This is a genomic window from Kosakonia sp. MUSA4, assembly GCF_013085925.1.
Taxonomy (GTDB): domain Bacteria; phylum Pseudomonadota; class Gammaproteobacteria; order Enterobacterales; family Enterobacteriaceae; genus Kosakonia; species Kosakonia sacchari_B.
On the sequence record NZ_CP025697.1, the window covers coordinates 2817509 to 2843867 of the forward strand.

Genomic DNA, 26359 nt, shown 5'->3' on the forward strand with positions numbered 1-26359 from the left:
CGTCTTATTGCTTTTTTGGCGGTATATCCGATCGAATGAAGCAACTATAGTACAAAGCCTGGTCAACCCACAATGGAATGCAACATGCTGAAAACCCGCTCTCTTTTACTTACCTTAATCCTGCTGATGGCCGGAGGGACTGCGAACGCTCAGATATCAGAAACCGCCGCAGCAGATGCAACGCCGATGGCAGGCTGTGGTCCGTCATCAACCATTAATGATTTGTTCACCGAGTTTGGAAGAACCGGGAAAATGCCAGCAGAGCTGGGCAAGTGGCTGAATAATGAAGAGATTCAGTCAATCCCCCCCTTTCAGGTTTTTGATAATGTTTACTATGTTGGAATATGCTGGGTATCGGCATGGCTGCTGAAAACAAGTGACGGCCTGGTTTTGATTGATACATTGTATGAGCCATACACCGACAGGCTCCTTGAAAATATCAAAAAACTCGGTTTTGATTCAGCAGATATCAAACTGGTGCTGGTAACCCACGGTCATTTTGACCACGCCGGGGGCATATCCCGCCTCAAAGCATTGACCAACGCGAAGATTGCCATGACCCGCGAAGGCTGGATCGAAGCACGTCAGGATGCCCAAAAATCGCAGGGTAAGCCAGGCGCATGGACCATGCCCTCTGCCGATGGCATTGAGATCAAGGATGGTGAAATACTGACCGTAGGCGATACAAGCATTCAGGCGTTCTCAACACCAGGACATACCTGGGGCACTGCATCATATGTGTTTGATGTTAAGGATGGTAATGAAACGTATAAAGCCATCACGGTGGGCGGTCTTGGTTTAAATGCAATAGACGGCCCACAACAGGTTGAGGCTTACATCCGTAGTATTGATCGCATCAAAAAAATGGTGAGCGATCCCCAACATCCGATAAGAGTGCATCTCACTTCACACCCTTTCAGCAATGGCATGATTGAAGCGGCAGCCCGCCTCAAAGAACGTCAGCCTGGTCAGCCTCATCCCATGGACGATGCCGCGGAGATTATCAAACAACTCGAACAGCTTCGTCTCGGTGCCAGCGAACGCCTGAAAGTTGAGCAGGCCAAAACGGCGAAGTAAGCCTGAGCGTTGACACTCAGTGTGTGGTGCTGTTTGCCCTGTTCAGACGAATTCCGGCCCTTTTCCACCTGTATGGGCCGGATTTCCTGCTGATATTTAATGTCCGTATTCTGGTGTAATCCCCCTGACATCTTGTATTCCTGTTTATAACGAAGAATGGATACAGTCGAACAGAGATGTCGTCTTTCCCATTGAGTTGGCAGGCAACTTTGTGCCAGGAGCGGACCTTATGGATATACAGACGAGGGGCAATAAGACCAGGAGGCTGACGCTACTCCTGTCAGATAGCTGTAGTACGATTGCGTGCAGAAATCTCATTTACACCTGTTTTACGTGCTGATATCAATCGAAAATATTTACTTACGTTAATGTACTTCATCTCACTTGGTGGATTAAGAATCTTAAGTCATTAATACAGTGGCATTGTCAGCATTAGCGTTTTTACCTGCCAGTACGCAACTGCAAAGCGGTATATCTCCAGGCCAATTAAGGATATCTTCTGATGTTCAGCCGTTTTATAACTCACTCAGCATCTTTCTTTTTGTCATTAACAGGCTTCATCATAAGTTTACCGGGGCACGCAGAATCTTTAACGGACACGGACGAATATCAACAGATAAGCGGGTTGATCAGGGAACCACTGACGCTGTCCGTCACTTTAAATAACGGCCAGCCTGCAATACTTGATGCTTTTGTCACACGGCCGGTTAGCAAGAAGCCTTTGCCGGTTGTGCTAATCACCAATGGAACTACCGGTACGGCCGAGTTTGACCGATGGACGCTTAACCCAAACCGTTATTCCTCAACAGCAATTGCGTTTGCACGTCACGGATATGCTGCGGTGGTTGTCCTGCGGCAGGGATATGGTCAGTCCAGTGGCGCGGCAGAATATACAGGACACTCATGCTTCCAGCCTTTTCATCTTCAGGCTGGAGAACAGGACGTCCAAAATATGGTTGCAGCGCTTGACGCCGTACGCCGGAACTCATGGGCATCCGCTGATAATGCGATGCTGGTTGGTATGTCCGCCGGTGGATTTGCTGTTATCGCAACGGGTGCAACAAATCCGCGAGGCGTAAAGGTGGTTATAAATTTTGATGGTGGTAGAGGGGCTATCGACGGGAAATCCCTTTGTGATAAGACAGGGCTAATGAAATCTTATGCACAATACGGAAAAACAGCGAAGCTCCCTTCGCTGTGGCTTTACGCAGAAAATGATAAGTCGTTTCCCCCGGATATAGGCAGAGAGATGTTTAATGCCTATCAGCAGAGTAAGAGCCCGGCCCACTTTATCGTCATGCCTCCTTATGGGAAGGATGGCCATGTCTTTATGGATTCTGCGCCGGAGAGTTTCTGGTGGAATACCGTTGCTACTTTTCTTGAGCAGTACCATCAGCCTTTTCAGGAGATAATCAAGCTTCCAGTCGTAAATCTCATTGAACCACCAGGCCTGAATGCTGCCGGAAAAAAATCCTTTTCCGAGTATGAAGCAACGCAGCGATATGAAAAAGCATTTGCTACCGATCCGGACGGGGACTGGGGCGCTGCATACTGGGCCAGGAACAATCAGGAAGCTGCCGCAACGGCACTTAGTATCTGTACAAAGCAACAACGGAAAGGGGCACCTAAATGCACTCTCTACGCTATCAACAATAATTACGCCTCAGAGATAACGCATTGAAATAAGCTGATATAACCGCGACCGTGGTGTTTGTGCGACATTAAGCTTCTTCCTTGCTTAGAGCATCCTTTCTTCTGGTACTATCCGTTAAATACCAAAAGCGGACCATACAAATATCTGTGCGAGAATCAATAGAGAACAAACATACCGGCTCTGCGAGGATCGTTTTACACAGGAAAAGAACAGACACAATCACCAGTTCTTATACCAAATCAAACTTCACCCGATGGTTGAATGTTTTACTGAATATTCTTCTTTGCTGACGGGAGTAAAAACATGATTGACCACACCGGATTCAACGTCATAAATCTTGAAGTCAGTAAGCAATTTTACACAAGTGTTCTTGCCAGTCTTGGTCATATTATCCGGCTTGAATTTCCGGGCAAGGCGGTAGGTTTTGGTCCCGCCCAACTCGATGAAGGGCGAGATCCTGGTGGTGCGTTCTGGTTAAAACAGGGCACTCCCTCCACACCCCGGATGCATCTTGCCTTCAATGCAAAAAACAAAGAGGAAGTTGAGGCATTCCACCGTGTCGCCCTCCAGGCCGGTGGAAAAGATAATGGTGCGCCGGGTTACAGGCCCCATTATCACCCTGGATATTACGCCGCGTTCATCCTTGATCCTGATGGGTACAACATAGAGGCGGTTTACCACGAGACGCGATAGTCGCTAATATACTTCCCCAATGCTGATAGACGATCCTGCGCACATATTCAGGCAGGATCGTCTGACGGGCGGTATCAGTTCAATAAAAGCGTTGGTCAATTGATGCGTTTGGCATAATTACTGCCTCTGTATCATGAAAATCACTTACATCATTTGCTGTATTTCCGTTCCTCGCTCGTAGCAGACCTTCCGCCGTGCCAGGCCGCTCAGTGCCAAAAGCAGACGTGCATAATTCGAGCAAGATTCATGGCTCTAACGGACAAATCAAAAAAGTTGTCGTATGTAAAATCAGACCAGATTTCGCAGCCTGAATACATTAAAAGGAATATCTGGGATGTTTACTCACATGCGCATTGCAAGGCCCGTTACGAACCTTGAACGATCTTTTCTGATGTACAGCTATGGATTAGGCCTGCAAAAAGTTTCTGAATTCACTGATCATGATGGTTTCAACGGCATAATGTTAGGCAACAAAGGTTTGGCCTGGCATATTGAAATGACAGTATGCCAGAACCATCCGGTACCACCTTCCCAGACAGAGGAAGATTTGCTCGTTCTGTATTATCCGGAAAAAGATGAATGGGAACAGACCTGCGCAAGGATGAGCGAGGCGGGTTTCAAAGAGGTAAATTCCTTTAATCCTTATTGGGATGTGAATGGAAAGACGTTTATTGATCCCGATAAGTACAGAGTTGTTATACAAAATAAGGCTTGGGTATAACCGATATTAGCCCTGACCTGCCCCCCATTGATTATCACATGCCAGTGTTAGTCCTACATCTGATACACAATGGCTTAAAGGACCGCTCTTCGCTGTGAGTTCAACGGGTCGATGCAACACTACCCTTAATCAAAGCGAACTATGCCGGGCTTCGCCGACTACTCACTTTCGCGCGCGTCACGGATGCTGCGAGCCGGTGGTTGGCCGAACATACGCGAATATTCACGGGTAAACTGCGTCACACTCTCATAGCCGACGCCGTGGGCAGCGGTGCTAACCGCAGCGCCTTGCGCAAGCATACGTCTGCGCGCTTCGACCAGGCGCAACTGTTTCTGAAATTGCAGAGGTGTGAGCGTAGTGACATTGCGAAAATGCGTATGGAATACCGAAATACTCATCCCCGCTGCGTCGGCCAGCGTTTTGATTCGCAACGGCTGATCATATTGAGTCCGAATAATCTCGACAGCCCGGGCGATCCGGCGAGCATGGCTATCCGTGTTTCCGAGGGCACGCACAGATTTGCCATATCGTCCGGAGAGCAGCCAGTAATGCAACTCGCGCACCAACTGGCGACCCAGCATCTTTAACGCGTGCGGTCTGTCGAGCAATTTCAGCAGTCGCAACGCAGCTTCTGCAACGTCCTCTTCGATCTGGTCAACCCTCACGGGCAAATCCGCAGTTGCCTCCAGTTTCCCCATATCGCCAACCAATTCGGTAATCACTGCGGCGTCAAGTTCCACGACCAGTGAATAATAGGGGGTGGCGGCGCTGGCGGTGATAACCTGGCTTACTGTCGGCACATCCACAGTCACCAGCAAAGACTCCCCCGCGCCAAAATCAAAAGTATGACTGCCCATCGTCACGCGCTTGCGCCCTTGCAGCACAAGTGCGACCAGCGGTTGAGTAATGGCGAACTGCAACAAGGAAGGTGCGCTCTCACTTAAAATGAATACCCCTGGAATCGGGGTTGTTGCCACACCTTCTTTATTGAGATGCGCGTCGGCATATTGCCGCGCCACCCGTAGCAGCGCCGCAGTCGTCTTTGCACCTTCAGACTCATCGGTGTCTACGCTGCATTCTTCAGATAATCGGCTCGTCGACATCATATTTTTAGGCTATTAAATGTGATTTGAGTGCTTACCAATATTAGTGCAGTTCTGGCTGAATAGAAATTTCAAAATTATCAGGCAAGTTTTCGCTATTATCGGGCAACCTAAAATGCTTTGTGCTGGTTACTATTTTATCTCCACTCATTAGGAGATATTTCATGACAACTATTTCTCTTGTGACCGGTGCCAGTCGGGGCCTTGGTCGAAATACTGCACTGAGCATTGCCCGCCATGGCGGCGATGTGATCATCACCTATCGTAATGGTAAAGCAGCAGCAGACGCAGTGGCGGCTGACATTCAGTCCCTTGGTCGTAAGGCAATTGCGCTTCAACTGGACGTGAGCAACGTGTCCTCCTTTCTCGATTTCGTGGCCGCCGTACGCGCAACATTGCAAGACAACTGGGGGCGCGATACGTTCGACCATCTGATCAATAACGCCGGGCATGGCGAAATGGCCGACTTCGCGGACACCACTGAGGAACAGTTTGACGCGCTCTTTGACGTTCACGTGAAGGGGGTATTTTTCCTGACGCAGTCACTTCTGCCGATGCTGGCCAATGGCGGACGGATCATCAATTTCTCATCGGGTCTGACTCGCGTATCGTTCCCCGGGTTCTCGGCCTACTCGGCGGCCAAAGGCGCGGTTGAAGTGCTCACCGTTTATATGGCGAAAGAGCTGGGCAGCCGCGGCATTACAGTCAATGCCATTGCTCCTGGCGCTATCGAAACGGACTTCCTGGGAGGGGCTGTACGTGACATTCCCGATTACAACAAAGCCTTTGCAGGTATGACGGCGCTTGGTCGCGTGGGACTACCTGACGATATCGGCCCGATGATTGCCAGCCTGTTGGGTGAGGATAACCGATGGGTCAACGGCCAGCGCATTGAAGTTTCCGGTGGACAGTCGATTTAATCGCTCGATAGATTCCGCTACGGGTGGAATCTATCGTTTCCCCGGTCTGTCATTGAACCACGACGATACGAGAATCGAATAAAAAACAGGGCTGGCACGTTTACACGCTAAACACATCAAGGACTATCACCATGACGCGTATCGTGCCTGCAATCACTCTCGGATTTTTAATCACTTCCTTTTCGTTATATGCCAGCCCGGCTAACTACAGTATCAACACGCAGAAAACGACGATTACCCTCTCCTGGCATGCCTTTGGGGATACGTCTGAGGCCAGACTGGGAGACGTGACCGGTGATATTGCACTCAATGCCGGAAACGACGAGGGCGACACTATCACTGTTTCCATTCCGGTGGCGACGCTGAAGGCGTCTAACCAACTGTTGACCTGGCAGATGAAAAGCACTCTTTTTTTTGACGCGGGACGCTATCCGAACATCACTTTCATCAGTAGCCGCGTGGTGGTACTGGGACAGGGCCATTTTCGTATTTTTGGCACACTGGCGGTTAAGAACGTCTCGCGCCCGGTCATTCTGGATGCCTTACTGATGGGGAAGAACGCCGGGCTCACCGGGGCTGAGAACATTTATCTGCATGCCTCAACGGCGATTTCACGCTCAGCATTCAATATGGACAGTTTCGCTGCGCTGGTAGATGACAAGGTGATAATCAATATTGATATTCAGGCCCGCCTGCATCAGGCCGTATAAACCTCTCCGGTAGCCAGTTAGCTGGCATACCGGCGTGTCTCTTTGGCTATGCAAGTGCAGCCTGCAACGTCAGTGCGTTTTGTTTCAGTTGGGCAGCAGGGTTACGGCCAATCAACACAAACTGGTAGCCGCTGGAATGCCACCAGACGAGATTCATCGTATGGCGCTGCTCTTGATTCAGTTCTGTGCTGGCTGGCTGGCGGTCCGGTGAAATACACAGCGCCATCGGGCCATAATCGGCATGCATCCAGGCGATTTGCGCAATCGAGGTGCTGTCATAGCGCAGCATACGCACCATTTTCAGCTCTGCCCCGTGCAGCACAAGTTGCTGCTCATTCGCCTGCAAACCTATGTCTTGTGCCGTACGCGCCAGCCCACGCTGCAATGCTGATGGGGAACTGTCTGCATCAAGCAACGTTTCTGCACTGTACAAAGACATATACTGTGCCTCAAGGTCACGAATTTTCTCGCTCTCACCCTGAGCCTTTGTTGCAGGCCGTGCGAAATAGCCCAGCCCTGAACCGATAACCAGAAAACTGAGCGAGGCCGCGATCAACGCGCGTCGGCTGACTCCCGTGGTCCCTGGAGTGGTTGCCGGTGGTTGGGCGAGCACATTGGCCAGTTGCGCCTCCAGGCGAGACTGCGGTGCCTCTTTTAGCAGGGGCGCGAAGGCGCGGGCAATGTCAGCCTGGTTGAGCCTTAACGCTTCGGTTCGTTCCGCCAGTTGTTGATCCTGACCGAGCGCGACCTCAAAGCGCTCTGCATCACTTGCCTGCATTTCGCCATCCAGCCAGGCGACTATCGCCTCATCGCTGTACGGCGCTGTAAATCTCATTGATTTCAATATCGCTTCTCCTGTACAGGGTGCGGCGCGTGAATAACCTGGGCGATTTTCGCCCTCGCCGTAGCCAGCCGGCTCATGATCGTGCCAATCGGGACAGACAATGTATCCGCAGCCTCCTGATAGGTAAAACCTTCAACATAGACTAAAAATACCGCATTGCGTTGTGCTTCCGGCAGAGCGCTCACGTACTGCATAATTTTCGCATAGTGCAGGCGAGCCTCATCCTGTTCATACGTATCCGGTGCCAGTAATTCATCGCTTTCGACGAACCCCTGCCCCATGCGCACCCGGCGAGCGCGCACCTCTGAAATCCAGATGGAATGCAGGATAGTGAATAACCAGCTGTCAATGCGTGTGCCGGGGGTAAACTGCGCGCTTTTTTCAAGCGCGCGGAGACAGGTAGACTGAACCAGTTCTTCGGCAACCTCACGGTTACGCGACAGAACCAGCCCATAGCGCCACAGGCGTGTCAGATGTTCAGCAAGATGCTGACGGACGTCACTGGTAGTGATTTTTTTATCCTCATACCATTACTCAGGATTCAGGATGGCCGTCAATAGCCGCCTGCAGATCCTTGTACTCTTCGCAACGATGGCCGCAAAGTGTGGCGATGGTTTCCAGTTGCGCTTTTGCCAGGTCAGGGCGCCCTTTCACCAGCCATGCTTCACCAAGGTATTCACGTACTTTGGCATAGGTCGGATCGAGTGCAATGGAACGTTGATAATAGCCGATACCTTCATCAGTACGGCCCAGCTTACGCGTGGCATAGCCCCGGTAATTCCAGGCCTCAGCAGTATCGCCATTTTTCAGCGTGTTGAGCAGATCCAGGGCCGCCTGATACTCCCCTTTTTTTGCCAGATGATAAGCATAACGGGTTTTATCTTCATCGCTGAGCTGGCTTGTTTTCTCGGGTACGCAGTGTTTCGTCGTGCTGTCATACACCTGCCCGGAGGGGCAATCCGGCGTTTTGCTGTTGGTATTATCGTCACCTGCGGCAAAAACCGGCGTGGAGAGCAGAACAAACACCACCGGCAGTAGACGTTGAAAAATGGCGGAAGGTAAAAACGAGAACAGGTTCATGGTGAACTCCGGGTTAACGAAAAGCACGGCCAGGCAGCATACGGCTCAGTACGCTGTCCCGTAACAGGTAGTGATGAAAAAGCGCGGCCAGAGCATGCACCAACGCCAGTGAAACCAACGCCCAGGCCACATTGCCGTGCCACTGAGCGAGGGTATGCCGTAGCGTTGGTGCAACCTGCACGCTGCCAGAGAGATCGAAAAGACCAAAAAACTGGAAGGGCTCCTGCTGCGACCAGCGGAAAAGAAACCCGAGCACGATTTGTGCGAAAAGAAGGAGATAAAGTGCGCCGTGCATGCCATGTGCAAGCAGTTTAGCCAGCCTTGCGCCTTCAACCGGCGGCATCGAAAACTGGCGAGAGTGCTGGCTGAATAGCCGCCATAGCGGCCGGATTACCATCACCAGTGCCAGTAGAATTCCGCAGGAGATATGAACGGCCTGCAACCCTTTTCTCAGTGGCGTCCCCCGCTCCAGTTGATCCCAGATATGTGCGCTGGCAAACAGGAAAATGACACAGGCTGCGGTGACCCAATGCAGTACCAGGGTAAAACTATCGTAGCGCTGTCGTGTTAACCGCGGCGTTGTTTCAGCCATAAATCAGACTCCATCAGTGTGTTGATGATGGGTAAACGCCACACCTTCTGGATCTATTCGATAAAAAATACTTTTTTTCGCTTTTTTATCCCGCAGCGCAGGTTAAAGGTCGCCTGTTTGTTGTTCTTTTCGTTCGGCTTTGCAAAGATGTCTCGCACACGATTCCAGACCTGCCACGCAATCAGGAACAGGATCTATTCTCCACAACCCATGCCCTGTGCTACGTGACCGTTGACGTCGAACGGGTTCTGCTTTGAGGATTCCGCTATGACTCCCTTTCATCAACTTACCGCCACCAGTCTGGGCGGCCAGCTTATCTCTATGGCCGACTACGCGGGTAAGGTGGTTCTGGTCGTGAATACCGCCAGCCATTGTGGCTTTACACCACAATACATCGGCCTTGAAGCGCTCTACAAAAAATACGCCGCCCGCGGTTTGGTGGTGCTGGGTTTCCCCTGCAACCAGTTCGGTAAACAGGAACCCGGCGGTGCCGACGACATCGCGCAGACCTGTCACATTAATTACGGTGTGAGCTTCCCGATGTTCGCGAAAGTCGAGGTCAACGGAACCGCAGCGCACCCGGTATTTCGTTATCTGAAAAACGAATTGCCCGGCGTGCTGGGTGGGCGAATCAAGTGGAACTTCACGAAGTTCCTGGTCGGACGCGATGGTAAACCGCTCAAGCGTTTTGCACCGTTTACCACCCCGGCGAAAATGGAAGCCGCAATCCTTGCGGCACTTGAAATCTGAGTGTTTGTCATTCGCCCCTTCAACGCAGGCTTGTTGAACGGTTTGATTTAAAAATTTCGCTTATGCGTTCGTTGACTGGGCTATATCTCAGTGGCGTTACGTTTGACAAACAGCACCGGGAAGTTGCGATCAAGAAAGTGCGCGGATTGATACGTTGCTCACATTCGGCGCGGACTGGAAACTCTTTTTTACGAGCCAGGTCAATCGTGACGGCTTCAAAAAAATTCCCGTATTTGTTATATTGTTGCTCATTGATTATTCACCTCTGCGGTGCCAAAAAGAATAAGATTCACCGCAACCCAGGATACAAAAATGTTAGATTACCGCTTCCCGACAGCTTTGCAGATGGTTCTCAGCGTAGCGATGGCGGAGCAATTAGGTGAACGTTCGACGAGTGCGATTCTGGCCTACGGTCTGGAAGCAAATCCGAGCTTTATCCGCAAATTAATGGTTCCACTCACGCGTGACGGCATTATTGTCTCAACGCTTGGCCGCAACGGTTCTATTCATCTTGGTCGCCCACCGGAACAGATCACCCTGCGCGATATCTATCTTTCCGTAATCGAAGATAAAAAACTGTGGGCGTTGCGTCCCGACGTACCGGCTCGCTGCGTGGTCAGCGCTAACGCCTGCTGGTATTTCAAATCTATCGCCAATGAAGCAGAGCAGGCTTCGTTACTGGTATTAGCGCAACATACCGTGGCAAGCGCGCTGGAAGAGGTCAAAAAAGCCGATACCAGCGGGTGCGATCCGCTGCCTGAACTTATCGCCCAGTATAAAAAAACATCTTAATTACTGACCTGTTGCAAAAAAAACCGCCTCACTGTGAAGGCGGTTTTTTGTTATCTGCAACAACTTACGCAGGTAAAACGTCCCTTTCCACTTTTTTGCCGCGCGTGACGAATTTACGCAGCGTAACGTAGAACACCGGCGTCAGGAACAGGCCAAACAGCGTCACGCCCAGCATACCGGAGAATACCGTGATCCCGGTGACGCCGCGCACTTCGGCCCCCGCGCCGTGGCCGAGGATCAGCGGAATCGTCCCGGCAATAAAGGCGATGGAAGTCATCACAATCGGGCGCAAACGCAGGCGGCAAGCCTCCAGCGCGGCTTCCATGATACCTTTCCCCTGAATTTCCAGTTCGCGGGCAAACTCAACGATCAGAATCGCGTTTTTACAGGCCAGCCCCATCAGAACCACCAGACCAACCTGCACAAACACGTTGTTATCGCCACCGGTCAACCAGACGCCAAACAGCGCGGACAGCATCGTCATCGGGACGATAAGGATCACCGCCAGCGGCAGCGTCCAGCTTTCATACAGCGCCGCCAGCACCAGGAACGCCAGCAGAACCGCAACCGGGAAGACGATCAGCGCCGTATTGCCCTGCGTGGCCTGCTGGAAGCTCAGATCCGTCCACTCGATATTCATCCCATTCGGCAGTATCTGCTTAGACATACCCTCCAGTTGCGTCATCGCCTGTGCGGAAGAGAGTACGCGAGGATCGGCATCACCAATGAGATCCGCGGCCGGATAACCATTGTAGCGAATCACCGGATCCGGCCCATAGGTGGTCGTGATCTTCACCATACTGCCAATCGGCACCATTTCGCCCTGATTATTACGGGTGCGCAAATTAGCAATATTTTCCACGCTGTCGCGGAATGGCCCGTCGGCCTGCGCCATTACGCGCCAGGTGCGCCCGAACTGGTTAAAATCGTTCACATAAGACGAGCCCAGATAAGTTTGCAGCGTACCGAAAAGGTCGGTCAGCGACACGCCCTGCGCTTTCGCCTTGTCACGATCGACCTGCACATCCAGTTGCGGAACGTTGGCCTGGTAGGTTGAGATCGGGAAATGCATCCCCGGCGTCTGCATAATCGCACCAGACATGGTGTTCACCGCACTTTGCAGCGCGCCATAGCCAAGACCGGCGCGATCCTGGATGTACAGCGAATAGCCAGAACCCTGACCCAGCCCTAAAATCGGCGGCGGCAAAATGGAGAAACCAAAGCCCTGCTGGATTTGCGCGATTTTCGCGTTGATCTCAGCGTTAATTTCCGCCGCAGAATGTTTACGCTGGTCGAACGGTTTCAGGCCAAAAAAGACCGTCCCGGTATTCGGCGTATTGGTGAACTGCAACGCATTAAGCCCAGGAAAGGCGACCGCATAATCCACGCCTTCGGTATTCATACCGATTTCGCTCATTTTGCGGATCACCGCATCGGTGCGCGCCAGCGAAGAACCTTCCGGCATTTTCACACCGCCAATTAAATAGAGCTTATCCTGAGTCGGAATAAACCCGCCGGGTACGGCTTTAAACATCACTCCCGCAGCACAGAGCAGCAGCACATAAACCACAAACACCGCACCACGTCGTCCGAGCGTTTTGCCAACCAGCCCCTGATAGCCGGTCGAGCTACGGTGGAAAAAGCGGTTAAACGGACGGAACAGCCAACCGAACAGACGATCAATAAGCCTGGTCGGGAAGTCTTTCGGTGCGCCGTGCGGCTTTAACAGCAGTGCTGCCAGCGCCGGAGAGAGTGTCAGCGAGTTGATGGCGGAGATCACCGTCGAAATCGCGATCGTCACCGCAAACTGTTTGTAGAACTGACCGGTCACCCCGGAGAGAAACGCCATCGGCACGAACACCGCGCACAGCACCAGCGCAATGGCGATAATCGGCCCGGACACTTCCCGCATCGCCTGATGCGCCGCCTGGAGAGGAACCAGCCCCTCTTCGATATTTCGCTCAACGTTTTCCACTACCACGATGGCGTCATCGACAACGATACCGATAGCCAATACCAGCCCGAACAGACTCAGGGTATTAAGCGAAAAACCAAGCAGGTAGAGAATGCTGAACGTTCCCACGACCGATACCGGCACCGCGATCAGCGGAATAATCGACGCGCGCCAGGTTTGCAGGAACAGAATCACCACCAGTACCACCAGCACCACCGCTTCCAGCAGCGTTTGCACAACCGCGCGAATGGAATCGCGAACGAAAACCGTCGGATCGTAAGGTGCCGCCCATTTCATATCTTCCGGGAAACGCGTGGCCAGTTCGTTCATCTTGGCGCGCACGGCGTTAGACAAATCGATGGCGTTCGCCCCCGGAGACTGGAAGATACCAATCCCGACCGCATCTTTATTGTTAAGCTGGGAACGCAGCGCATAGCTGCCGGAACCCATTTCTATACGCGCCACATCGCGCAGGCGTACCAGCGTGCCATCTTGCGCCGTTTTCAGAATAATGTTGCCAAACTCTTCTTCGGTGTGCAGACGTCCCTGGGCGTTAATCGAGATCAGGAAATCGCTCTCTTTCGGCAGCGGTTCTGCGCCAAGCTGCCCGGCGGAAACCTGGACGTTTTGCTCCTGCATTGCCGTCACCACATCCGAGGCAGTCAACCCGCGCGCCGCCACCTTATTGGGATCCAGCCAGATGCGCATCGCGTATTCGCCCGCGCCAAAAATCTGAATCTGGCCGACGCCAGGCAGACGCGCCAGCTCATCCTTTACTTTTAGCGTGGCGTAGTTACGCATATACAGTGAATCGTATTTACCGCCAGGAGAAAACAGATGTACCACCAGCGTGAGCGTCGGCGATTGTTTCTGGGTGGTAATACCCAAACGCCGCACATCTTCCGGCAGACGCGCCTCGGCCTGCGATACCCGGTTTTGCACCTGAACCTGTGCCTGATCGGGGTCAGTACCCGGGCGGAACGTTACGGTGGTCACCAGTACGCCGTCGGAGCCGGCGACGGATTTCATGTACATCATGTTCTCAACGCCGTTGATCGCTTCTTCCAGCGGCGTCGCCACGGTCTCTGCAATCACTTTCGGGTTGGCACCTGGATACTCCGCTCGCACCTGCACGCTTGGCGGTACGACGTCAGGATATTCGCTGACCGGCAACAGCGGGATGGCGATTAATCCTGTAATAAAAATCAGAATCGACAGTACCGCGGCGAAAATTGGCCTGTCGATAAAAAAGCGGGAAAAGTCCATGTGTCGGATTCTCAGGTAAGGGATCAGTTGAGGGCGGTGCTGACGGTCATGGCAACGGTTTTCGCGTTAACCGGCATACCCGGCATAAACACTTTTTGTAAACCATCGACGATGACTCTGTCGCCCGGGGTCAGCCCCTGCTGCACGATGCGCAAACCGTCTGCCAGACGACCCGGCGTAATATCGCGACGCTGCGCTTTACCCTCTTTATCAACGATATAAACATATTTGCGATCCTGATCGGTCAGCACCGCTTTGTCGTCAATAAGCGTGGCTTTGAATTCAGCGCTGCCCGGCAGGCGTACGCGGGCAAACAGTCCCGGCGTGAACTGACGCTGCGCGTTATCCAGCAGCGCGCGCATACGGATCGTACCGGTACTCGGCGTTAACTGATTATCCAGAAAATCCACTTTGCCCTGATGGGGGTAGCCCTCTTCGCCAACAAGGCCAATCTCAACCGGTAGCGCCAGGTGATTACTGGACGCCCCCTGCCCGCTGCGGGCGAGATTTTGATAGTGAAGGTAAGTTGACTCATCCACGTCAAAGTAGACGTAAACCGTCTTTTGCGACACCAGCGTGGTGAGCACGCTGGCGCTGTCACCCGCAGTGACCAGATTACCGCTGGTGATCAACGCACGGCTGGCGCGGCCATCGATAGGCGCGGTCACTTTGGTGAAATCCAGGTTAAGTTGCGCGGCGTCAACCGCCGCCTGCGCGGCGCGAATGTCGGCCAGCGCCTGGGCAGCGGCCGAACGGCGCTGCTCCCACTCTTCACGGGATACCAGGTTGGTATTGATCAACTTATCAGTACGGTTAGCCTCGCTTTGCGCCAGGCTGGCCTGTGTTTTGGCTCTCGCCAACGTCGCCTGCGCCTGTTCCAGCGCGGCGCGATAGGTTCTGTCATCAATCGTGAACAGCACCTCGCCCTTTTTCACCTCCTGGCCGTCGGTGTAATTCACTTTATCAATGTAGCCGGAGACGCGGGGGCGTAGCTGAACGCTTTCCACCGCTTCAATCCGACCGTTAAAGCTATCCCACTGACTAATGGATTTCACCACCACACTCGCTGCGCTGACGGCAGGAGCTTGTGGCACGGCATTTTGCGCAACACCTCTATCGCACCCGACGAGCAGTACGGAGAAGAACATCGCTCCCAGCGCATTCAGATGAAAGTTAACCCAAGGTTTATGCAGGCTCATTATTTTTATTCCGCTAATTGTAGCCGCCGGGCAAGACGCAGCAGGAGATGCCGCGCCACTTCCTTTGTCCGGGCTGGCTTAAGGCCATTTGTGTCGTTCATCGCCACAAAACTGTAACAGTTCCGAATACACTATCGCGGCGATTGTAGGAAGGCGCTTAACTAAGTGCAAGAATAATTGTTGCACTTTATGTGCTATTTGAGGCAAAGGTAAATGCCCCGTTTCGTACAGGGTTTTAAATGCAACAATAAAACTTGCAATTAATGCAAAAGCGGGCCACCTTTAAATGCAACAGATAAAGATGCTTTTAATAAGCGGCGTGAGGAAACAAGATGAACACTGGCGCATTTATTCACGATTTGCTCGACTGGATCGACAACAACCTTGAAAACCGTCTGGACATTGCCACCGTTTCCAGGCGTGCTGGCTATTCGAAATGGCACCTCCAGCGGATATTCAAAGAACATACTGGCTATCGTCTCGCCGAGTATATTCGCGCGCAAAAGCTGAAAAAATCGGTCGAGCGCTTAGCCCACAGCGACGAACCGATTTTGAACGTGGCGATGGCGTTAGGCTTTGACTCCCAGCAGTCCTTCAACCGCAGCTTCAAGCGTCAGTTTGGTCAGGCACCCGGCGCGTGGCGTCGCAGTATCGGCGGCCCTAAAACGCAAGCATTGTGCCAGCGATCAAACTAGTGCGTCGTTCAGGGAAATCGTCGGCCTGACAGCAGCAGGCCGCCCGGTGTGTCAGGTTTGACGTTTCATTAAACGCTTTCTGCGCTATTCATTTTACTGATGGCGCATCCGTCACGGGAAAGGGGATCCAGTTTTTTGCACAATCGACAGGAACAACCGATCGCTGTAACGAGACTTCTCCCGCAGGAACAGGCGAGACGCCGTCAGGGCCAATGCGGATCTGCGCCGCTTCGATGAGCCAGCGGGCCGCATTGCTGAAATAGACGCCGTTCAGGGCAAAATGCAAAGTATGAGCGGCATCATAACCGCGTAACACCAACTGCCCGCTTTCGCCGGAAATATGCGTCAGGGAAATATCACGGTAGAGGGGAATATTATTACCGATCGCGTGTGCGTCATATCGCGTATCAAAGTCGAGCGGCCGCCGATTCCCCCGCATACAAATATTTTCGTAGCGGATATCGCTGACAATTCCGCCCCGGCTGATGTCACTTTTGATGCGAAGCCCTGAGGTCGTACCGTCAAGCGTCAAATCACGCACCCGAATGTCGCTGACACCGCCCACCGTCTCGCTACCAATGGACATGCCGTGTCCCCAATAAAAATGGTTGTCCACTAACCGCACATGACGCGTGGGCCCACCGGCGCCAGCTTTAATCGCCACATTATCGTCACCGGTTCTGATGAAGCTGTGAGCAATCAGGATATTCTGCGACGAAACAGGATCGATGCCGTCGGTATTGCGGGCATTCGCGGGAGTATCAATACGTACGCCCCAGAAAGTCGCATCCCGGACATTTTTCAGGGTGACATGGAATCCAGGTGAATTTCGCAGCGTGATCCCGTGAAAAAGAATATTTGAGCCATCGTCTATTTCAATCAGGCGAGGCACATTCTGCGCCCCACCTTCTGTCTGCGCGCGGCGAGCCAGCTGCCACCAGGATTCATTCTCTCCTGTCATCCGCTCACCGCCCTGCCCATCAATCATCCCCTCCCCGACAATGCCGCCACCGTCGGTATGCTTAAAAAGAATAAAAGGCCGACAGCCATTGCCCTTGTGATCGAGGGTTCCACAGCGCCCATTTTTGTCGTAAACACGTGGGTCAGTATTTGCTGCCAGCATTGCGCCATGTGAAATCCAGAGTGTGACGCCAGATTTCATTATCAAAGGTCCACTGGAGAAACGACCCGCAAGGAGTTGTAAAGCCTCACCTTTGGGGCAGTTATTAATAGCCGACTGAAGTCGTTGTGTATCGTCACCTGCTGAATAAGCCTGCCGGGGAGCCAGTTTTGCGCAGATATGCGCGGGCAGTACAGGCTCAGACAAATCAGGGCTATCCTCGGCCAATATCGTCGCGCTGAACCCTGATACCAGGACGATGAACATACCAGCGATGATTACGTTCAAATGACAGCGAAGAATAAACATAATGATCCCAACATCAGAATTATTAAAGTATTGTAGCGCCGCCGCGATAAAAACATCTGGCGAATATGTATTCAGTTGAAGTGGTGTTTATGTTCGTTGAGAAAAAATATAATTTTTCGCTTCTTCATTTCTGCAATAGTCAGTGAACAGGCGTTCATCGATTAAATCGCGCTGGCTTTAGCAACCCGTACGTTTTTTTCTTTTTATTTCATGTAAAAGGGGAATCTATGCTTATTCATCACTTCCCGGATTTGTAAAAACCCGTCCTGATATGGCATCAAGAGCATTGACAGCATGCTTAACCTCTTCGAAATCATGATAAAACTGATTATTTAACGGCATGTATCGCAGAATCCCAAGACAATAGTTCAGCGCGTTTAACGCATTATGTATCGGGTAAAGACAAAGCATCGCGTTGCTGTCCAGACTGGTCCGGGTTAACAGGCGCACATCCTGTTCAATACCGGCCTTGATAACGTCCAGTTTACCGTGCAGCAAACGCAAGGTAACGGGCTCTTCGGGTTCCAGGATCAACACGTTAATCAAGCCAATGGCTTCTTTAAAGTTTTTAACGATAGAGTTAATAAAATTACGTGTTTCAGCTGCCATGTTCACTCCGTAAATAGTCATTAATGCCAACACTGTCACCGGCTATGGTTGATGTTATTATCCGGAGGCATAAAAAAGTAAACTGCATTGTAATATCGGTAAAAATCACCGTCGGGAATTCATCCGATGATGTTCTCACTTTCATTAGAGAAATTTAACATTATAAATTTAAATTTTACTGCAATAACGCGGTTAAATATCACCAGCGTATAGCGATAAATGGCTTTCAGTGACATAAAAAACCGGATATCACGTGAACCTGAAATATGACGAAATTGCGTCGATTTGCTTGGCAAATGAGAAAACAAAAGCGTTGTAACTGGAATCAGATAATGATGAATTATCGTTAATTTCCCGCACCTGAATTATCAGATTTGATATTGCCGCCAGCCGACCCTGTCGGGATTTAATCGTTGTGATGAAATAGGTTTTCGTGCCACACAGGCATTCAAAGCGTTAATCAAATCGCTCTGAATGATCAGTGGCTCGAAAATGTTTACCATCACCGACGCTGGATCGCCTGGCAGCGCAGCAGCGGTCTCCTACGCGGCACGCTGAATAAAACGCATGGTGTCCAGTAGATTATCCTTCTCTGCTTCAGTCAGATTCGGGGACGCGGTTTTCTCAGCCAGCCAGGCCCGCTCTGAATAAGAGAGTTGCCCCGTGCGAAGCCGCTGGCTGATGGTCATCAGCAGTTGCTTGTCCAGTTCATTGATACGCTGTCTGATTCCCTCAAGATCCCGTTGGGTGACAGATAAATCTGCTGGCGAAAACCCGTCTGCCAGATAGCGATACTGTATCGTTTTCCCCGCAGTCATTAACGCAGTGATGAACGACTCCACTGACTGCGGTTCCAGCCCGGCCTCTTGCGCAGTGTTTCGCGCCGCCGCCAACACCTTTTGTTCCCGCGCTAAATCCTCCACGGGTAAACGATACTTCGCCTTGTAAGCCGCAACATCTCTCATTATCTGCATGCGTTCGGTCAAGATTAACGCAAGGGCATTAAGACAAATGGAAGCCGATGCTCCCGCAAAAACGCTTCCTGACATGAGTAGAGTTGATGCGAAATTCTTCATAACCAGCCCTCAAAGTAAGGTGAGACACTTAATTTACCCGCGCACATATAACTAAAGATCACTATTTCGTTTCTGAATGTAAGCGCTTTGTTATAAGCAAAGCCAACTTTCTGTACCGCTCGTTATCTCGCAGCGCAGGCGGTTAGCAAGCTCTCCTTTCAGATACGCAATGACGTGATTAACACTGGCTGAACAAAAGCGCCTGCGGGAATCAGCGGCAAACCAGGCGCCTGCACACATCATTGACTTTTCATTAATTTAATTACGTTATTATTTCATCAAAGCGGCTTTAGGTAAGGAAATGTAACGCGCTGATATCCATGTAGATTCATCGACGGCCCGCAAGTCTGGTACGAGGCTGCGATTGAAAAGTGGAAAAAAACGTTACCGGGCCTTTAGGGCTGGGGCGCTCCGCCGTTTTATGATGGCAAAAGCAATGCGGGTCTGGAGGGGTGTTCGCATTTTCTAAACTAACGCCTCGGATTATTCTGTTTTGTTTGTTATGCCTGAGAAGGTATACCTTGCCAGGAATCCATTTCCAGGCAGGCAGACATGAGCACACATACCCGCATTCGCAAATTCAATACGAAAGAGACTTACCCAAATCAGTCACTTGATAACGATCTTTGTCAGGCCGTGCGCGCAGGCAATACCGTGTACGTTCGCGGCCAGATTGGTACTGATTTCGAAGGCAATCTCGTGGGGCTTGGCGATCCGGCGGCGCAGGCCGAGCAAGCGATGAAGAACGTTAAGCAACTGCTGGAAGAAGCGGGCAGCGATCTGTCACACATCGTTAAAACCACCACCTATATCATCGATCCCCGCTACCGCGAGCCGGTTTATCAGGTGGTTGGCAAATGGCTGAAAGGCGTATTTCCGATCTCAACCGGGCTGGTCATTTCTGCGCTTGGTCAGCCACAGTGGCTGATGGAAATTGATGTTATCGCGGTGATCCCGGACGACTGGCAGCCGCAATCAGGAGCCTAAAATCATGACGTTATCGATTATCGGACGCTGCGCGCAAACCGGCCAGATCGGCATTGCTATCAGCTCTTCCAGCATCGCGGTTGGCGCGCGCTGCCCCTGGCTGCGCAGCAAGGTCGGCGCGGTATCAACACAAAACATCACCTTACCGGCGCTGGGGCCGCGCATTCTGGATCGGTTACAGCAAGGCGACTCTGCCGAAACCGCACTGCAATTCGGGCTTGGCACGGATGAGTACTTCATGTACCGGCAGGTTACCGTGCTGACGGCCAGCGGTGAAAGCGCGTGCTACAGCGGTGAAAAGACGCTGGGCGTGAACAACGCGCTGCGTGGGGAGAACTGCGTGGCGGCGGGTAATCTGCTGGCAAATGCGGATGTCATTACCGCGATGGTCAACGCCTTCGAACAGCAGTCCGGGCATCTGGCAGACAGGCTCATTGCCGCGATGCAGGCGGGGCTGCAAGCAGGCGGGGAAGCCGGCCCGGTGCATTCGGCGGCGCTGTCGATTGTCGATTCGCCAGTCTGGCCGATTGTTGATTTGCGCGTCGACTGGACCGACGCCAACCCGATTGCTGAACTTAGCCAGCTCTGGCAGGCCTATAAACCGCAGATGCAGGACTATTTAACCCGCGCGCTCGATCCCCGCAGTGCGCCGGGTTACGGCGTGCCGGGCGACGAGTAACCGCAAGGAGATCCGATGATGAGCAGCCGCAAACTGCTGGAACAACTGGTGGCGTTTAACACCACCAGCCGCGAATCTAATCTGGCGCTGATCGATTTTGTTCGCCGCTACTTAACCGGGCTTGGCGTTGACTGCGAACTGATCCACAACGCCGAACGCAGCAAAGCGAATCTGTATGCCCGGCTTGGCCCGCCGGGTAGCGGCGGTGTGATGCTTTCGGGTCACAGCGACGTGGTGCCCGTTGACGGGCAGAGCTGGAGCGTTCCCCCCTTTGTGCTGACTGAGCGGGAAGGCAAACTGTACGGTCGCGGCACGGCGGACATGAAAGGCTTTATCGCCTGCATGCTGGCAGCCGTACCCTATTTTCTTGCGCAGCCGCTGGCGCAACCGCTGTATCTGGCCATTTCCTATGATGAGGAAGTGGGATGCCTTGGCGTGCGAACCCTGCTGGATGCGCTCTCCCGTCGCCCGGAAAAACCCGATATCTGCCTGATTGGCGAACCCACCGAGCTGCAACCCGTGCTCGGCCACAAAGGCAAGCTCGGTATGCGCTGTGAAGTACAGGGTGCCGCCTGTCATTCGGCCTACGCACCACAGGGGGTGAATGCCATCGAATATGCCGCAAAGCTTATCCACCAGCTTACGGTGATAGGCCAGCGGCTGGCTGCGCCGGAGCACCTGGATGCGCGTTTTGATCCGCCGTTTACCACTGTGCAAACGGGCGTTATTCAGGGCGGTCGGGCGCTAAATATCGTGCCTGCCGAATGTACGTTTGACTTCGAGGTACGCACATTGCCACAGGATGACGCACAGGAAGTGGCCCAGGAACTGGAACGTTACGCGCAGCGCGAACTCCTGCCGCAAATGCACGCCGTGAATAGCGACGCAGCGATCCGCTTTTATCCCATCAGCGGTTATCCCGGTTTGTACACCGCTGCGCAAAGCGCCGCTGCGCGGCTGCTTGCCCATCTCACCGGTTCTGAAGCATTCAGTACCGTCGCATTCGGTACGGAAGGCGGGTTGTTTCATCAGGCGGGTATCCCAAGCGTGGTCTGCGGGCCGGGCAGTATGGCGCAGGGCCATAAAGCGGATGAATTTATCACCGTCGAACAGATGGACGCCTGCGATGCCCTGCTACGTCGTCTTGCGACGTGGATGTGCCAAAAAGCATAACGTTGCCGTCCAACAACATCGCAGCGTAAACGCAGGGCGCGTCCTGGCCGCCCTGCATTTATCCACCCCACCCACTGCTTTAACTTTTCCAAATGCCAGCTTCAGGAAGCACTAACCGCGTGATGCGCGTTTAAGCCGTATGCTGGTAGTCAGTATTTGATAGCCCGTTTCTGGAGATTCCATGGTCAGTGCAGAAGTCACCACCTTCCCGCAGCCCGCAACGCTGCCCCCCGTCGCGCACAACGCTAACGTTGCCGTACGGCTTGATGGCGTACTGAAACGCTTTGGCGATGCCATCGCCCTACACAAAATTTCCCTGATGATTGAAGAAGGGGAATTTATTACGCTGCTCGGCCCTTCAGGCTGCGGTAAAACCACGCTGCTGAATCTGATGGCGGGTTTCGCCGAAGCGGATGGCGGCGAGATCTTTATTGATGGCGATCTGGTTACCGATATACCGCCCTGGCAGCGTGAAATCGGCATTGTCTTTCAGAACTACGCGCTGTTCCCGCATATGACGGTCGAAAAGAACGTGGGCTACGGCCTGCGTATGCGCGGTGTGCCGAAAGCCGAGATCGCTGAACGCGTTGAGCAGGCGCTGGCGCTGGTGAAACTTGCCGGTTATGGCCATCGCAAACCACGTGAACTTTCTGGTGGCCAGCAGCAGCGTGTGGCGCTGGCCCGCGCGCTGGTCATTCGCCCTAAAGTGCTGCTGCTGGATGAACCCTTCTCCGCGCTGGACAAAAACCTGCGCCTGTCAATGCAGGTTGAGTTGAAAGCGATTCAGCGCAAGCTGGGCGTCACCACCGTCTTCGTGACGCACGATCAGGGTGAAGCGCTGAGCATGAGCGATCGCGTGGTGGTGATGTCGGCAGGCCATGTACGCCAGATCGGCACGCCGGATGAGATTTATCGTCGTCCGCAGGATCCGTTTGTCGCGGGCTTTGTCGGTGATGTCAACATTCTGCCGGGGCGTTACGCCGGTCGCGATGGCGATGCAATCCTTGAGCTGGGCGGTAATGTGCTGCGTCTGCCCGCGGAGCGCGTCCATGCCACGATTGGCGAACGCCTTGATGTCTACGTCCGTCCGGAAAATATTCAGTTAGCCGCGCTTGGCCCGCATTCACTGTTTAGCGCCACGGTTATCGCCCATGTCTTTCAGGGCGATCATGTTGATGTCCATCTTGATGTGCCCGCGCTGGGTAGCGCCGCGCTGTTTGCGCGCCAGTCCGGCCTGAATTCGCTGACGCGCTGGCCCGTCGGCAGCCTGGTTGGCGTGAATGTTGATGACGAAGGCGTGTGCGCGTTTAGCACGGCGAACCTGGGATAAGCCGCGATGATACCTGAAATGATGAATGCCGTGATTGCCTGCCGCCCTGGCGGCCCGGAGGTGTTAGAACGCGTACAGCGCCCTGTGCCACAGCCTGGTGCGGGTGAAGTGCTGATTCGTGTTGCCAGTGCGGGGGTCAATCGCCCCGATATCCTGCAACGCAACGGCATGCCATTGCCGCCAGGAGTCACCGATGTGCTGGGGCTGGAAGTCTCCGGCACCGTGGTGGCACTGGGCGCGGGCGTTGAATTCCCCGCTGTGGGCTCGCCGGTCATGGCGCTACTCAATGGCGGCGGTTATGCGGACTACTGCGTGGCGCGTGCTGAACTCTGTTTACCGGTGCCGGAGACGCTGCCGCTCGCGCAGGCCGCAGGCGTGCCGGAAGCGGCATTTACCGTGTGGCATAACCTGTTTGAACTCGGGCGTTTGCAGCCGGGCGAAACCGTACTGATTCACGGTGCGGCGAGCGGCGTTGGCACATTTGCCATTCAATGCGCACAGGCATGCGGGGCGCGCGTAATTGCGACGGCGGGCGGTAGTGAAAAGAGCGCGGCGCTGCAACAACTCGGTGTATGGCGCGCCATCAACCGCCACAGCGAAGATTTCGTCGCCGTCGTGCTTGCCACAACCGAAGGACGCGGTGTCGATGTGGTGCTGGACAATGTCGGTGGCGATTACGTGGCGCGCAACCTGAGCGTGTTAGCGCCGGGCGGACGTCATGTCAGTCTTTCATTTATGCAGGGCGCGAAGATTGAACTCGATCTGCAACTGGTGATGCGTAAAGGGCTGAGCCTGACCTCTTCCACCCTGCGCCCCAAAAGCGTGGCCGAGAAAATGCGGCTGGCGCAGTGCATCAGCAAACATCTGCTGCCGCTGATCGCCGCAGGCAAAATCGCACCGACGCTGTATCAAACCTTGCCGTTAGCGCACGCCGCCGACGCTCATCGTATCCTTGAAGCCAACGCCAACATCGGCAAAGTGCTGCTGCAGGTGGCGTCATGATGCAACTCTTTTATGCCACCACGTCCGCTTATGTGCGCAAAGTGATGGTGTGCGCAACCGTACTGGGTCTGGTTGATGAGATGGAACGGCTGGATTCTGCCGCCCACCCGATCGAACGCGACGAACGTATCGCCGAGTTCAATCCGCTGGCAAAAGTACCGGCGCTGCGCACCGAAAACGGGATCTGTCTCTATGACAGCCGGGTCATTTGCGAATACCTCAATGCGCGGGCCGGAGGCGATTTGTTTCCCGAAAACGGTGATGCACGCTGGAGAAGCCTGGCGCGGCAGGCGCTGGGTGATGGAACCATTGATGCTGCATTGCTCGCACGTTACGAATTCAGTGCGCGTCCCCCTGAGAAGCAGTGGCAGAACTGGGCCGATGCGCAGCTGAAAAAAGTCGCCGCCGCACTGGCAGAGATCGAAGGCCAGGTCAGCGGTTTCAGCGATCAACCCAACGATATCGGGCTGATTGCCATTGGCTGTGCGCTCGGTTATCTCGACTTCCGCTTTGCCGGACTCAACTGGCGCGCCAGCCACCCGCTTACCGCCGCGTGGTTCGCCGTCTTCGATGCGCATCCGGCGATGGCCGCGACGCGCCCGTATTAATCAGGAGTGTGCATGTCACAGCAGATCTATTTTCTCAATGGGCCGAACGCCAATTTGTATGGGCTGGATAAAAACGGCACTTACGGCAGCGAAAGTTTTGTCAGCATTGAAGAGCGCTGTCAGCGCCGCGCCGCGTCACACGGTGTGATATTGCATTTTCGCCAGAGCAACCATGAGGGCGTACTGGTTGACTGGATTCAGGAAGCGCGCCAGAACGCCGTGGGGTTAATTATCAATGCGGCGGGTTTGACCTACAGTTCGGTGCCTATTCTTGATGCGTTGCTGATGTTTGATGGCCCGATTATTGAAACGCATATGAGCAACATCTGGCAGCGCGAGCCGTTCCGCCATCACTCGCTGGTGTCGAAAGCGGCAACCGGTGTGATTGCCGGGCTGGGCGCAGCCGGTTACGAGCTGGCGATTGATGCGCTGGTCAACCTGGTGGGAACGCGCGCTGCATGAGTACTTTAGTGTTTTACAGCGAATTCGACAGCTTCGAAGAGTGGTCCGATTTACTTGCCCCACATTTGCCCGGCGTGACGATTTGCCGCGCCGAAACGGTGCAAAACCCCGACGAGGTGCACTATGCGCTGGCATGGAAACCGCCGCATGGCTTCTTTGCGCCGTACCGCAATCTCAAACTGTTGGTGAATCTCGGCGCGGGCGTTGATTCGCTGGTGGGACGCGACGATCTGCCGGATATTCCGATCATTCGTCTCTCCGATCCGGATATGGCGCGCATGATGGCCGGGTACGTGCTGTTTGCCGTGCTGCGCTACGCGCGCGATATCCCGGCATTTGAGCGCGCGCAGCGTGAACAGCGCTGGCATTACCTGCATCCACGCAAACCTTCGGGCATCCGGGTCGGTGTGCTGGGCCTGGGGGAGCTGGGCGCGTATACGGCGCGGGAACTGGTACGCCAGGGATTCGACGTGCGCGGCTGGTCGCGTTCACCAAAAGCGATGGCGGGTATAAGGTGCAGCAGTGGCCTGGCGTCGCTGAATGATTTTCTCAGCCAGAGCGACATTCTGGTGGTCATGCTGCCGCTCACGCCGCACACCGCGGGTTTGCTCAGTGCAGAACGGCTGTCGCGCCTGCCGCATGGCGCGGCGTTCATTAATGTTTCGCGCGGGGCGATTGTCGATCAGGCGGCGCTGACGGACGCACTGCGCTCAGGGCAGATTGCTGAAGCCACGCTGGACGTGTTTGACCGCGAGCCGCTACCTTCCTGCGATCCGCTGTGGCAGATGGACAACGTGCTGATCACGCCGCATCTGGCCTCGGTTGCCATCCCTGCCAGCGCCGCACAGCAGGTGGCAGAAAACATCCAGCGCGCCGCACGCGGTGAATCGGTGACCAATCAGGTGTTCCCGGCGCGCGGGTATTAACCAATTTATGCCGCAATGTCTGGCAGGG

27 protein-coding genes are annotated in these 26359 nt (G+C 53.6%); 17 read left to right on the forward strand and 10 right to left on the reverse strand.

The genetic code is table 11. The features are described from left to right. The first annotated feature begins 72 nt into the window (after positions 1-72). From blaCAR to C0557_RS13395, 4 genes are all read left to right on the forward strand, one after another. The gene (blaCAR, locus tag C0557_RS13380; protein WP_208658776.1) at positions 73-1077 is read left to right on the forward strand and encodes a CAR family subclass B3 metallo-beta-lactamase; all 1005 of its coding nucleotides are present in this window, start codon (positions 73-75) and stop codon (positions 1075-1077) included. Between the two features lie 502 nt (positions 1078-1579). Continuing rightward, positions 1580-2758, forward strand: coding sequence for a CocE/NonD family hydrolase (locus tag C0557_RS13385; RefSeq protein WP_208658777.1), 1179 nt, complete (start codon positions 1580-1582; stop codon positions 2756-2758). 276 nt (positions 2759-3034) lie between these two features. After that, entirely contained in the window at positions 3035-3424 is a 390-nt protein-coding gene (locus tag C0557_RS13390; RefSeq protein ID WP_208658778.1) for a VOC family protein, read from the forward strand. A gap of 334 nt (positions 3425-3758) precedes the next feature. Beyond that, positions 3759-4145, forward strand: coding sequence for a VOC family protein (locus C0557_RS13395; protein WP_208658779.1), 387 nt, complete (start codon positions 3759-3761; stop codon positions 4143-4145). 158 nt (positions 4146-4303) lie between these two features. Here the strand turns inward: C0557_RS13395 and C0557_RS13400 are convergent, their stop codons facing one another. After that, complete coding sequence (locus C0557_RS13400) at positions 4304-5164, reverse strand: AraC family transcriptional regulator (RefSeq protein ID WP_208662934.1); 861 nt, start codon at positions 5162-5164, stop codon at positions 4304-4306. A gap of 248 nt (positions 5165-5412) precedes the next feature. On the opposite strand from C0557_RS13400, the gene C0557_RS13405 reads away from it, so the two are divergent. Next, positions 5413-6168, forward strand: coding sequence for an SDR family NAD(P)-dependent oxidoreductase (locus C0557_RS13405; protein ID WP_208658780.1), 756 nt, complete (start codon positions 5413-5415; stop codon positions 6166-6168). Between the two features lie 131 nt (positions 6169-6299). After that, positions 6300-6878, forward strand: coding sequence for a YceI family protein (locus tag C0557_RS13410; protein ID WP_208658781.1), 579 nt, complete (start codon positions 6300-6302; stop codon positions 6876-6878). Between the two features lie 46 nt (positions 6879-6924). Here the strand turns inward: C0557_RS13410 and C0557_RS13415 are convergent, their stop codons facing one another. The 4 genes from C0557_RS13415 to C0557_RS13430 are packed head-to-tail and all read right to left on the reverse strand — an operon-like array spanning position 6925 to position 9394. After that, positions 6925-7722: an anti-sigma factor gene (locus C0557_RS13415; RefSeq protein ID WP_208658782.1), complete on the reverse strand. Its 798-nt coding sequence runs from the start codon at positions 7720-7722 to the stop codon at positions 6925-6927. Further along, the gene (locus tag C0557_RS13420; RefSeq protein WP_208662936.1) at positions 7719-8234 is read right to left on the reverse strand and encodes a sigma-70 family RNA polymerase sigma factor; all 516 of its coding nucleotides are present in this window, start codon (positions 8232-8234) and stop codon (positions 7719-7721) included. Before C0557_RS13420 ends, C0557_RS13415 begins: the two co-directional genes overlap by 4 nt. Before the next feature lie 22 nt (positions 8235-8256). Continuing rightward, positions 8257-8802, reverse strand: coding sequence for a tetratricopeptide repeat protein (locus C0557_RS13425; protein ID WP_208658783.1), 546 nt, complete (start codon positions 8800-8802; stop codon positions 8257-8259). 13 nt (positions 8803-8815) lie between these two features. Next, positions 8816-9394: a cytochrome b gene (locus tag C0557_RS13430; protein ID WP_208658784.1), complete on the reverse strand. Its 579-nt coding sequence runs from the start codon at positions 9392-9394 to the stop codon at positions 8816-8818. 267 nt (positions 9395-9661) lie between these two features. Here C0557_RS13430 and C0557_RS13435 point away from each other — a divergent pair, with 267 nt between their 5' ends. Continuing rightward, complete coding sequence (locus tag C0557_RS13435) at positions 9662-10144, forward strand: glutathione peroxidase (protein ID WP_208658785.1); 483 nt, start codon at positions 9662-9664, stop codon at positions 10142-10144. A gap of 312 nt (positions 10145-10456) precedes the next feature. Continuing rightward, a complete protein-coding gene (locus tag C0557_RS13440) occupies positions 10457-10936 on the forward strand; it encodes an Rrf2 family transcriptional regulator (RefSeq protein ID WP_208658786.1) in 480 nt (159 codons plus the stop codon). A 64-nt stretch (positions 10937-11000) separates the two neighbouring features. Here the strand turns inward: C0557_RS13440 and oqxB are convergent, their stop codons facing one another. Continuing rightward, entirely contained in the window at positions 11001-14156 is a 3156-nt protein-coding gene (gene oqxB / locus C0557_RS13445; protein ID WP_208658787.1) for a multidrug efflux RND transporter permease subunit OqxB, read from the reverse strand. Between the two features lie 23 nt (positions 14157-14179). Then, on the reverse strand, positions 14180-15355 hold the full coding sequence (locus C0557_RS13450; protein ID WP_208658788.1) for an efflux RND transporter periplasmic adaptor subunit: 1176 nt from the start codon (positions 15353-15355) through the stop codon (positions 14180-14182). A gap of 332 nt (positions 15356-15687) precedes the next feature. Between C0557_RS13450 and C0557_RS13455 the strand changes: the two genes are divergently transcribed. Beyond that, entirely contained in the window at positions 15688-16050 is a 363-nt protein-coding gene (locus C0557_RS13455) for a helix-turn-helix domain-containing protein (protein WP_208658789.1), read from the forward strand. Positions 16051-16138: 88 nt separating this feature from the next. Here C0557_RS13455 and C0557_RS13460 read toward each other — a convergent pair whose 3' ends face one another. From C0557_RS13460 to C0557_RS13470, 3 genes are all read right to left on the reverse strand, one after another. Further along, positions 16139-17479, reverse strand: coding sequence for a glycoside hydrolase family 28 protein (locus C0557_RS13460; RefSeq protein WP_253073817.1), 1341 nt, complete (start codon positions 17477-17479; stop codon positions 16139-16141). Between the two features lie 231 nt (positions 17480-17710). Then, complete coding sequence (locus C0557_RS13465) at positions 17711-18088, reverse strand: hypothetical protein (RefSeq protein WP_208658790.1); 378 nt, start codon at positions 18086-18088, stop codon at positions 17711-17713. 542 nt (positions 18089-18630) lie between these two features. Beyond that, a complete protein-coding gene (locus tag C0557_RS13470; RefSeq protein WP_208658791.1) occupies positions 18631-19164 on the reverse strand; it encodes a chorismate mutase in 534 nt (177 codons plus the stop codon). A 552-nt stretch (positions 19165-19716) separates the two neighbouring features. Between C0557_RS13470 and C0557_RS13475 the strand changes: the two genes are divergently transcribed. From C0557_RS13475 to C0557_RS13510, 8 genes are all read left to right on the forward strand, one after another. Then, complete coding sequence (locus tag C0557_RS13475; protein ID WP_074779022.1) at positions 19717-20151, forward strand: RidA family protein; 435 nt, start codon at positions 19717-19719, stop codon at positions 20149-20151. 4 nt (positions 20152-20155) lie between these two features. Beyond that, positions 20156-20830, forward strand: a complete 675-nt coding sequence (locus tag C0557_RS13480; RefSeq protein ID WP_208658792.1) for a DUF1028 domain-containing protein — start codon at positions 20156-20158, stop codon at positions 20828-20830. Positions 20831-20845: 15 nt separating this feature from the next. Further along, positions 20846-22003 carry an acetylornithine deacetylase gene (gene argE / locus C0557_RS13485; RefSeq protein WP_208658793.1) on the forward strand — a complete coding sequence of 386 codons (1158 nt, stop codon included), beginning with the start codon at positions 20846-20848 and terminating at the stop codon, positions 22001-22003. Between the two features lie 181 nt (positions 22004-22184). Beyond that, complete coding sequence (locus C0557_RS13490) at positions 22185-23333, forward strand: ABC transporter ATP-binding protein (RefSeq protein ID WP_208658794.1); 1149 nt, start codon at positions 22185-22187, stop codon at positions 23331-23333. An 18-nt stretch (positions 23334-23351) separates the two neighbouring features. Further along, positions 23352-24335 (forward strand): NAD(P)H-quinone oxidoreductase, encoded by a 984-nt coding sequence (locus tag C0557_RS13495; RefSeq protein WP_253073818.1) that lies wholly within the window; start codon positions 23352-23354, stop codon positions 24333-24335. Further along, positions 24332-24943, forward strand: coding sequence for a glutathione S-transferase N-terminal domain-containing protein (locus C0557_RS13500; RefSeq protein ID WP_208658796.1), 612 nt, complete (start codon positions 24332-24334; stop codon positions 24941-24943). Before C0557_RS13495 ends, C0557_RS13500 begins: the two co-directional genes overlap by 4 nt. Before the next feature lie 12 nt (positions 24944-24955). Beyond that, positions 24956-25405: a type II 3-dehydroquinate dehydratase gene (locus tag C0557_RS13505; protein WP_208658797.1), complete on the forward strand. Its 450-nt coding sequence runs from the start codon at positions 24956-24958 to the stop codon at positions 25403-25405. After that, positions 25402-26331, forward strand: coding sequence for a glyoxylate/hydroxypyruvate reductase A (locus C0557_RS13510; RefSeq protein WP_253073819.1), 930 nt, complete (start codon positions 25402-25404; stop codon positions 26329-26331). The genes C0557_RS13505 and C0557_RS13510 overlap by 4 nt, the downstream gene beginning before the upstream one ends. Positions 26332-26359 lie beyond the last annotated feature (28 nt).